The sequence below is a fragment of the uncultured Jatrophihabitans sp. genome (assembly GCF_964244045.1).
Taxonomy (GTDB): domain Bacteria; phylum Actinomycetota; class Actinomycetes; order Mycobacteriales; family Jatrophihabitantaceae; genus Jatrophihabitans.
On the sequence record NZ_CAXTHK010000023.1, the window covers coordinates 57,047 to 66,900 of the forward strand.

10 protein-coding genes are annotated in these 9,854 nt (G+C 70.6%); all 10 read right to left on the reverse strand.

Annotation, left to right across the window (positions count from 1 at the left end; all coding sequences use genetic code 11):
- Positions 1-1,623 (reverse strand): ATP-binding protein, encoded by a 1,623-nt coding sequence (locus ACFFC4_RS16155; RefSeq protein ID WP_375502694.1) that lies wholly within the window; start codon positions 1,621-1,623, stop codon positions 1-3.
- Positions 1,620-3,149, reverse strand: coding sequence for an SCO6880 family protein (locus ACFFC4_RS16160; RefSeq protein WP_375502696.1), 1,530 nt, complete (start codon positions 3,147-3,149; stop codon positions 1,620-1,622). The genes ACFFC4_RS16155 and ACFFC4_RS16160 overlap by 4 nt, the downstream gene beginning before the upstream one ends.
- Positions 3,146-4,672, reverse strand: coding sequence for a type IV secretion system protein (locus ACFFC4_RS16165; protein WP_375502698.1), 1,527 nt, complete (start codon positions 4,670-4,672; stop codon positions 3,146-3,148). Before ACFFC4_RS16165 ends, ACFFC4_RS16160 begins: the two co-directional genes overlap by 4 nt.
- A complete protein-coding gene (locus ACFFC4_RS16170) occupies positions 4,669-5,472 on the reverse strand; it encodes a hypothetical protein (protein WP_375502700.1) in 804 nt (267 codons plus the stop codon). The genes ACFFC4_RS16165 and ACFFC4_RS16170 overlap by 4 nt, the downstream gene beginning before the upstream one ends.
- Positions 5,473-5,528: 56 nt before the next feature.
- Positions 5,529-5,831 carry a hypothetical protein gene (locus ACFFC4_RS16175; protein ID WP_375502702.1) on the reverse strand — a complete coding sequence of 101 codons (303 nt, stop codon included), beginning with the start codon at positions 5,829-5,831 and terminating at the stop codon, positions 5,529-5,531.
- Positions 5,828-6,781, reverse strand: a complete 954-nt coding sequence (locus ACFFC4_RS16180; protein ID WP_375502704.1) for a hypothetical protein — start codon at positions 6,779-6,781, stop codon at positions 5,828-5,830. Before ACFFC4_RS16180 ends, ACFFC4_RS16175 begins: the two co-directional genes overlap by 4 nt.
- Entirely contained in the window at positions 6,778-7,116 is a 339-nt protein-coding gene (locus ACFFC4_RS16185) for a hypothetical protein (RefSeq protein WP_375502706.1), read from the reverse strand. Before ACFFC4_RS16185 ends, ACFFC4_RS16180 begins: the two co-directional genes overlap by 4 nt.
- A 119-nt stretch (positions 7,117-7,235) precedes the next feature.
- Entirely contained in the window at positions 7,236-8,000 is a 765-nt protein-coding gene (locus tag ACFFC4_RS16190) for a hypothetical protein (protein WP_375502708.1), read from the reverse strand.
- Positions 8,001-8,359: 359 nt separating this feature from the next.
- Positions 8,360-8,500 carry a hypothetical protein gene (locus ACFFC4_RS16195; protein ID WP_375502710.1) on the reverse strand — a complete coding sequence of 47 codons (141 nt, stop codon included), beginning with the start codon at positions 8,498-8,500 and terminating at the stop codon, positions 8,360-8,362.
- Between the two features lie 1,164 nt (positions 8,501-9,664).
- A partial coding sequence (locus ACFFC4_RS16200) for a tetratricopeptide repeat protein (RefSeq protein ID WP_375502712.1) occupies positions 9,665-9,854 on the reverse strand: 190 nt, incomplete at its 5' end.

Sequence of the window (9,854 nt, forward strand, 5' to 3'; positions counted from 1 at the left end):
TCAGACCGTCCCCGACAGCGCCGGCTCACCCTGCTGCGATGTCGCCGCCGAAGCCTCGCCCGCGTCCGGGTTGCCCGCGCAGCCGGGCTTATCGGCGTCAAGAAGCGCCGATTCGGCGACCGCGGTGATCGCGTCGTTGGTATTGGTCAGCGCAATGTCGATCGACGTCCGCACCGTCTGAACTTTTGCCACGTGGGAGCCGATCAGCCACAACGCACGGCCCTTCGCGGCGGTGGCCCAGTCGGTGACGATCCGTTCGGCCATTGGCGTGAGTCCGAGCAGGTCGGACAGCTCGTCGCCGATCTGGTCGTCCTGGCCGAGCAGCACCTTCGTCGCGCACAGGTGCATGAGGTCCTTGGCGATCGCCACGGCCTGGCTGCCGGCGTCGCCGACGGTGAGCATGTCGCTGGGTTTGTGGGCGATGACGGCCTGGATGCAGCCGTCGCGACGTGAGAGCCGCAGGTCCGCGTCGAGGGACTTCACCGCGTCGGTGCCCAGGCGCATCTGCTTCCAGCACTCGTCGCGGATGATGATGCGCATGTCGCCGGGCTCGGCGACCTGCGTCATCGCCCGGCCCCACGAGTTCAGGCACGTCAACGCGACCCCTACCGCTTCGTCGCCGAGCGGGTCCAGCCGGGACAGCGACAGCGACTGGATCGGTGCCCGCCAGTCCACGTTCACCGTGGTGGCCGCGTCGAACAGCCCCGACAGATGCCCCTTCACCAGCGAGCCGAGCGCGTCACGCATCGGGCGGGTCTCGTCGAGGAAGTGCTGCCGCGAGCTGTAGCGGCAGTCGACGATCAGCTGCTCGGTCGGGTTGTTCAGCGCGTCCCAGACCTGCGGGATGGTGATCTCTCCCATCCGGTCCGCACCGGTCGCATAGCCGGTCAGATCACGGATGACCTGCCCGACGGCGGTCTCAGCGGTCGGCCCGAACGGCACGTGCTGCGAGCCGACGAGACCCTTGATCAGCAACAGCCAACGGGAGAACACCATCGCCGCCCGGCGTTGTGCCTCGGCGCGGGGAAGCTGGGTCCAGTCGTTGCCCAACGGTCCGAAGTCGAGCGGGTTGATCCGTGCGGGCAGGCCGTGCCCGACGGCGTGTGGCTCAACCCCGAGCGCGCGACACAGCGGCTCGTACTCGTCCTTGACGTCGCCGAGGATCAGCGTGCGGTAGGAGTAGGCCATCATCCGCAGGCAGAACATCTTGACCGTGCCGGACTTCCCGCGGCCCGGGGCGCCGAAGAACATCATGTTCGGGTTGGTCACCCCGGCGATGCCCTGCAGCGTCCAGCCGATCGGATCGACGTGGAACGCCCCACCCGAGAGGTAGTCGATACCCATCTGAGCCCCGGTCGAGGGCAGCCCGTCACCGGCGATCAGCGGCCACACTCCCCCGACCTGTTCCGAGGTCATCCGGTAGGCCGCGAGCGGCGGCGGGACCGGCGCCCACCCAGTAGCCCGGCCGGAGATCCCGTGTCTACCGACCACCACCGTGAACTGGTCCATGTCCCTCAGCCGGGCCGGCGGAGCCGCCAGCCCCGGCAGTTCGTGGCCGAAGTCAGACACCAGCTGTGCGACACCGCGCCCGCCGCGGTGCCCGTCCCCTCCGTGGCGGCTCACTTGACACCCCGGCGCTTGGGAAGGCCGATGCCGAGCGGGATGCAGGCGGCCGCGAACGCCGAGTCCTGTGCCAGGTCGAGACGCAGCGGCTTGAACCCGGACCCGGTGATGTTGGATTCCAGCCGTCGTCCGTAGTCGGTTATCGACCAGGTGTTGGGCACCGTCACCGAGGCCGCGGTCGCGACCCGCACGAGGGCGTTGCCGTCGGCGAGGCGGACGTCTTGAACTTCGACGCGGGCGGCGTCGCGGCGATGGGCCGCGCGGACCTTGAACCCGCCCTTGCGCCGCATCTCGCTGGCCAGCTCCGAGGACAGCGACTCGTTGCCGACGATGCGATCGGCCTTCCCGGCGGGGATCGGCTCGAAGAACACCGTCACCGAGCGCCGCTCCCCCGCCGTGGTGGGCGTGAAGACCGGGGCGAGAGCACCCATGACAGCGCCCTTGTCCGGCAGCAGAATCGTGCAGGTCACCGACTGCCACGCGTCGTGGGCGTAGAAGCGGCGCTCCGGGTTCGGCGTCGACGTCGGCCCGACCGCAGCCATCGGCAGCGCCGCGGCGACGTTCGGGTCGTTTTGCGCGGCGATGTCGGCTGCGGTGAGCCCGGCCCGGTCACCGGGCGCGAAGCCGGTGCGGATCGCGGCCGCGAGCGCCGGGGAGTCCAGCCAGCTCACGGTGGTGCAGCCGACCGGGCCCATCAGGCGGGCCTCGACCTCGCCCATCACCCCGTACATCACGCGGGCGCGCCCGTCGATGCCGCCGCCGGCTTCCTTGGCCTGTTTGGCGATGCGGCCTTCCGGGACGACGATGGTCACGAACGCTTCGTGCCGCACTCCGGCCTGCGTCATCACCGCGGCGAGTTCGGTGTTCACCGCCAACGCCAGCGGTGGCGCGTCGCGGCGCAGGTTGGCCTGCTGCCACGCGGCCCGCTCGGCGCCGTCGTCGGGGACGGTGCGGATCTGCAGCGCGATGACCGACACCAGTTCGGCGGTCGCGGCGCCCTCGAGCAGCTCCGACAGCCCGTTGCCCATCCGGGTGCGGGCCGGCACCTCGGACAGCCCGATGCCGGGATGGGTGATGCGGGCGACGACCGCCCACGTGCGTTCGCGGTTGTCGGCCACGATCGCCGGGCGGGCCAGCAGCGGCCCGAACGGCGGCCCGTCGTGGGTGCGGATGCCGGCCAGCACACCCGGCAGGTCGGCTTCGTCGAAGTTCTCGACGGTGCCGGCGGCAGCCTTCGACTGCCATTCGGTCCAGCGCATGACGACTCCTACAGATCGGAACAGCGAATCGAGCGCCCAGCGGAACGCCGAGCGGCCTTTCACGGGGACCGCGACCAGCACGATCAACACGAGCCACACCGGGGTCCAGCCCAGGGCCAGCAGCCAGGCGTGGGCGCCGGCGGCCAGCAGCAGCGGCAGCCCGCCGAGCAGGATTGTGATCCACGCCCCGCCGCCCAGGCCGAGGAACCAGCCCTGCTTGTCCTTGGACCACGACCCGTAACGGATCGGCCCAGCCGGGGCGGTCATACCGCGACCACCGCGGCGGCTTCCGCGCCGCCGCCGGCAGCACCGCCGCCGCCGGGCATCCCGCCACCGGGTCCGGGCATCCCACCGCCGCCACCGGGCATCGGTGGTGTGGGCGGGGTAGGGGGCATCGGCGGTTCGGGCGAGCTCGGAGCACCGCCACCGGAGTTGCCGCCGGACCCCCCGCTGGAGTCACCACCGGAGCTGCCGCTGGAGCGGTTGCTGCGTTCGTCGGTCGGGGTCGGGCTGTATCCCGGTGAGCCGATACCGGCCTGGCCCAGGACGTCGGAGCCGATGTCGGCGGCCTTGCTGGCGATCGAGCTGACGGCCTGCATGCCTGTGCCGAATGCCGCTCCGACCGGGCCGAGGGCGCTTATGGCCTGCGAGAGCCGAGACTGGGTCTGCGACTCCGCGCCCGACTCGCCTACGGAGCGTCCGTCGCCACCACTCTGAGTCGCGGCCGAACTGCCCGAGGACTGCTTGCCGCCGCCGCTCATGACGCCGGACATGCCGCCGGTATCCGACCAGGACTGCCGCAACGACGCCCCGGACGCGGTGCCCGGCTCGACGAAGGCCAGCAGCCGGAACATGACCATCGGGCAGCACGCACCGATCGCGATCACTATGCAGCCGACGACGGCCATGCCGGCGTGGGCGGTGTTCACCGAGTTGGCGTAGTCGGTGACTCCACTGACGCCGCTGCCGTTCTTCGGCGGAGCGGGTGGGGCGATGACGCCGGTGGACAGCTTCACCCCGATGCCCAACAGCAGCGCGGCCATCGGTGAGATCAACAAGCAACTGAAGAACCAGCGCAGCGTCTTCCAGAACCACACCTTCCCGGTCTCGGACACCAGGCCTGCGGCCGAGATCGGTGCGGTGGCCACGAGGATAATCAGCGCGGCCTCGCGCACGAACATGATCAGCACGTAGAAGAACGCGGCCGGGATGACGATCAGCAGCCCGAGCACCCCGAGCACGGTGGCCAGCGTGATGTCGCCGATCTTGTCGGGGAAGTTCGCGGCCAGGTCGACGTGCGAGAGATCCTGCGCGTGCAGCATCGACTCCAAGATGCCGCGTTCGAGTCCGGCCGCTGCGGCGACGAACCCGGCTGCGAGGCCGAGGTAGCCGACCCAGACCAGTCCGAACTGGCCGATGCCCAGGAAGATGCGGCCCATAGATTCGCCGTCGCGGCGGACCAGGGCCAGCGCGAGCTGGACGAACATCAAGATCACGGCGAGGGCGGCGCCGAGCCACAGCGTGGTGGGCAGTACCGAGCCCATCGGGCCGGACGCGGACAGGTCCGGGGTGGTGAACGCGTCGATGATCTTGAAGGCCAGTTTCAGCAGCCACAGCGCCGCCGACCACAGGCCGGTCATCGCCGCGAGCCAAACGTCACCGACGGCCTTGGACGCGGCGTCGCCGAGCCACTTCAGCGGGTTGAGGTCCCCGAGGCCGAAAGCCTCGACCTTCTGCCCGGGGCAGTTCAGCTGGGTGCAGCCTGCGGCGAGCACGGTGGTGGCGGTCATCGGGGGGTCTCCTGTCGTAGGTCGCGGTAGCCGACGGCGATCGCGGCGTCGGTGTCGGGCCAGACCGAGGGCGGGGTCGCCGGCTCCGTGCCGGCCCCGACCATCCAGCGGGTGCCGGACCACTGCATGCGCTGGCAGTCGGCGGCTGCGCCGCGGCTGGTCTGCTGCAGGGTCACGTCGATCTCGAAGTCGACGCAGGGCACGGTGAAGTCGGGACCGACGCTGCCCTTGATCTGCCCCATCAGCGGGGTCACGACGATGGCCAGCTGGTTGGTGCCGCCGCCGGACAGCCCGGCCGAATCGAAGAACTCGGCCATGGCGTGGATACCCGACCAGTTCGTCGGGGTGGGTCCGCCGGGCATCGCCCATCCGGCGATGACCGCACGGGCGCCCTGCAGGGTCCCGGACTGCAGCGCGGCTTGGTCGATCGCGGCCAGCTGCGCCATCGCTCCCTTGGGGGTGTGCGGAAATCCGGTGGGGACCTGCGCCGGGCCGGTGCCGTGGGCCGCTGGCAACGTGATCGGGGTTCCGGGGTCGGCGGTGGTGACCGGGCCCGGATGGGAGGCGTCGTCGTCGACGGCGGTCATCGGCTTGTCGGCGAGTGCGTCCCGCGGGTCGGCGGCGGTGCTCGGCCCCCCCGAGCCCGCACCGCCGCCGCCGTTGGCCCCTGTGCTGGTGCTGCTGGCGTTGCGGTGCTCGGCCGTGTGCCGGGCGGGGTGAACGGCGTAGACCACTGCCAGCGCGACCCCGACGACGAACAGCAGCGCGGTCACGCCGGCGCCGATCAGCAGGGCGAGCATCTTCTGACGGGACCACTCCGGAGCTGGGCGCTCTTTCCCGCCGCGGCGGCCGAACATCAGCAGCCGTTCCCGGTGATCGAGGAGATGATCACGTAGCCGACGACGTAGATGATCGCGCCGACGATGCAAATCATCAGGCCGTCGAAACCGAGGCGGGCTCCCTTGGGGTGGTGCGTGACGCGGCCCCAGATCAGCATGCCGACGGAGACGAAGAACGAGATGGCCAGGATGGCCAGCACGCCCCACTTCACCCACGCCAGGACCTGGTCAGACCAGGTCTGGACTCCGGGGGGTGCCTTCGGGCAGACACCGGCCGCGAGGTATTGCGCGCCGAGCTTCGCAGCGAGCAAGTTGCTCATCGCGTGGTTCCTTTCGGTCGCGGCGCTGAGCGCGCCGTGGTGGAGACGTCACCCGGGCGGGCGGCGTCGATCAGCCCCAGCAGCGAGCGGCCGGCCGTGAGGACCGACTTCGGCAGCCGGGAGTGTGTGGGGCCGGTGACCTCGATGTGCCGGTTGAGCGGCACGGTCACGACCTGGCCGTCGGCGCGCAGGCGCCGCAGGCGGGGGCCCACACTGGAGGTGACCTCGCCGGGCCAGCGGCCAGGGCCGAGGACAGCGACGACGACCGGGATCGCGGCGAGCGCGTCAAGGGCCTGCTCGGCTAGCCGGACACCGGGCACGGTGGCGCGGCTGACCAGGATGCAGCGGGCGCCGCCGGCGGCCAGCCGGGCGACGTTGGCGACCGAGGGCAGGCCGATGTCGACGACCGTCGTCGGGTCGGCCGTCTCGAGGGTGGTGGGCCACCCTGCAGGAGCGGCGTCGCCAGCGCGGCGGTCGATTATCACCTGGCCGCGCAGGCCTCGCCGCCAAGACCCGGTGTCGTCCAGTCCGAGCTCGGAGCTGGACGCCGCGACCAGGCCGGAGCGTGCAGGGTGCGCGGATTCGACCAAGTGGACGGTGCGCCCGTCGGCCGCGGCCGCGTCGGCGATCGCCAGTGAGACGATCGACGCCCCGGCCCCGGAGTGCGCGGCCAGCACGGTGATCCAGTCCGCGTCGACGTCGGCGCTGCGGTCGGCTGCTACGTCTCGTGTCGGTACCGTGCCGGTGGTCGCGACCGCGCCACCCCCGATGGGCGCGGTCGCGACCGGCTCGGTGAGCGCACCAGGAGGCTGGGCGCGCAGGTCGGTGAGCAGCTTGCGGAAACCCTGTTGGATCTCGGCGACCGACAGCAGCCGACCATCAGGGCCGACGTCGCCTCCGTGGAGCACGTCGACGTGCTGGCCGGTGACACCGATCTCGGACAGCCTCACACCGACTGCCCACCGCTCCAGCGCTGGGCGGCCCGGGCGCTGGCCGTTGCGGACGCGGTCCGGCGCCTACGCATCCACGACGACGTCCCGGCCATCAGCAGGCCCGATTCCAGAGCAGCGAGCTCGGCCCGGGCGGCCGCGCCCGGGCCCAGCTCGTCGGCCAGCCGGGGGAGGCGATCGACGGTGGATTGGCTGACCGCGGTTCGAGACCCGACGATGAGCTCGACCTCGGCGGCCATCCGGCCATTGGCCGCATAGACCGTCTCCAACAGGTCCGCCACCTGCTCAGCGGTGAGCCGGACGGGCTCGTGCCCAGTGGTGTCCCTCAAATCCATTTCGCAGCTCCTCGCACGGCGGAAAGTCCTCTCGCCCTGAGTAGGCGCAAAAAGCGGTTCATTACTGACACCTCAGCCCGAACTTTCTTGGGCTCGTTTCTTTAGGCCCTGCACCAAGCTCATGCGACAGCAGCCAGGTAGTCGCCGGCGACCGACCGCAGCGCGGTCAGGGTCCGCTCGCGGCGGCGATACAGGGTGCGTTCGCACAGCCCGTGCTCGCTGGCCACTCGGCGGTCGACGGACTGCGCGTCGCGCTGCCACACCCCGACTTCGGAGCGGGCCTGCTCGGTGGCCCACAGCAGCCGGATCCCGTCCGCGTCGACCCCGGCGCGCACCGACCACAGCAGCAGGTCGAGCAGGTCCAGGTCCTCGGCGCGGACATCGGGACGCGAGTCGGTCAGCCGCGCTAAGTGATCGTGGTCGGTCAGCCGCTCGCCCCACTCGGGGTGGTGCCGAACGCCGGGTCGCAGCTCGGCCAGCAGCGCCCGCCGCGTCTCCATCCGTAGGTTCTCAGCGAACGCCCGGGACCGGCCGTGTCGCAGGTAGGTGCGGATCTGGCAGGTCAGCTCACCGACCACCATCTCCACGATGTCGTGGTGCAGGTCCTTCAGATCACGGGCCAGGGTATTGACGACGCCGCTGAGGCAGTGCAGCGCAACCAGCAGCGCGTCGTCGTCGGTCGCGGCGAGCCGGACCAGGGCACCGAGCACCGCGTCGCTACGTGTGGGGTCGCCCGTACGGCCGGCCGCGGCGGCGATCTTTTCCAATTCGTCCAGCCCGCCCAGCACCGGTTCGCTCGCTGCCCATCGGGTCGCAGTCGAGCAGGCGTCCAAGCGGCCGGCGAGAGCGGTCCAGCTCCCGGCGATGGTGTCGTCGTAGAACATCTGGGGCCTCCGGCATCAGGTGGTGATGCCGTCGACGCTCCGCAGACGTGTTCACTTATCCGTCACCTCAAACCGAGGTGACACGACCCCGTCCAGAGGTGACAGGACCTGCCACAGGCCAGGTGGCGCCGTGCCGCGCCGACCAGGACCGCGCGGGGTGGCGCGGCCCGCCGCGAGAGGTGACACGACAGCACCGAACGCAGGTGACGCCCGTAAATCGGGGCCTGGAGGCCCTCATCGACAGTGCGCGTCGTGCGGCTTCCTGCCAGCCTTGCGGCAGGTGACAGGGGCAGGGCGGCCGCCGTCAAACCTGGGGTGACACGCCTCGGGAACCGACGCGGGGCGGATCCAGCGGGAGGTCAGCAGACCAGCAGCGTCGCCGCGACCAGCGCGGGCCCGAGCGGCACCCGCATCGCCCGTCCCCGATTGGCGGGACGTAGAAGCGCGATGACTACGGTGAGCACGACCGCGACGAGCCGGCGGTGCAGCACCTGCGACAACCGAGCCAGCCCAGCAGCGCCCCGGTCGTCGCCGCGACCCGCAGGTCGCCCAGACCGATCCCGCCGCCGGCGATGAACGCCAGGACGAACCAACCCGCCCCCGAGCACTGCCGCGGCGACCGCCCCCGCACCAGGAGGTGCGGTCCAAGGACCGCCGAAGACGCGCATGAGGCCTGCCTTGATTGTGCGGCCGACGGATTGAACACTTGGGGGCAGGACGTGCGTGTTGGTGTGGACGACTGCCGGTTGTAGGCCGACGCCGCACGTAGTTGGTCATTGGCGAGGAATACGAGCCGATCTGTTCCGCCAAGCCGCCCCGGTGACCATTACCGCGCCGGGTGGCAGCCGCAGCTCGCCCGAGGCCCAGACTCCGGCGTACCAGGATGGCCACCGCGGTGGCGCCGGCCACGACCGGTCATCGTTCGGCAGAGCAATCCTCGTGACGTCAGCCGCGGGCTCCGTCCCAGTCCAGGGCGGCCGGGTCAGCGCCTGCGCCGGGATCCACGCTGCGACGTCGAGATCGTCGGTGACGCTGACCAGGCGGATGCGCATGGCGACGCATCCCCACCAACCGCTCCGGTGGCGGCCCCAAGCGAGCAGGAACCCAGAATGAGGCGGCTGGTGGAGGTGCACAGCCAACGCCACGCACGATTAGAACACAAACGTTCGAATCGAGCTGCGTGGTGTGCGCGTCAGCATTCTTGGCCGGGTCTCGAGCGAAAGACGACCCTCGCTGCTACGGCACGTCCGCACTCGCGGCTGGCAGCGTCCGCACGAACGGCGTCATCGAACGGTTCTTCGTCAGGTTGTAGTGCCAGCACCGGTTTCGCACACCGATCGACGACGTCGTGCGCCGCAAATGAAATCGCCCGGTTCCGCGACATCTACAGCCGCATCCGGCCCCACCAAGCCTCGACGACCGAGCACCTCGCCAGGCGTAGGTCAGCTCGGAAGAACCGTCCCGCTCAGCGCACCGGATCGGGAATGTCCACCGGGCGGGGCTACCGGGACAGCGGCTGCACGGCGAGCTGGTGATGACCGAAGGACTGCTTCCCGTCGCACTGAGGGGTCCGCTTACGGGCAGTGCAGATGCCCGAGGCGATCTCGCGCAGAAGTCACTGCTCGGCGCGACGCTCGCCGCTGGTAGGTCGCTTGCGGCGCGTGTCAGTCTTCATTCAGATCGGGGCCATTACCGTCGGAAACGTTACGGACATAGTCCAGGTTCGCCCGCGCGGTCAGGGTGTCCGGGTGCTCCGGGCCGAGCAGCCGCTTGGAGTCGGCGAGCACCGCCTCCAGCAGGGTGATCGCGTCGCCGGTGCGCCCCGCCGACCAGTACGAGGAGGCCAGGTTCGCT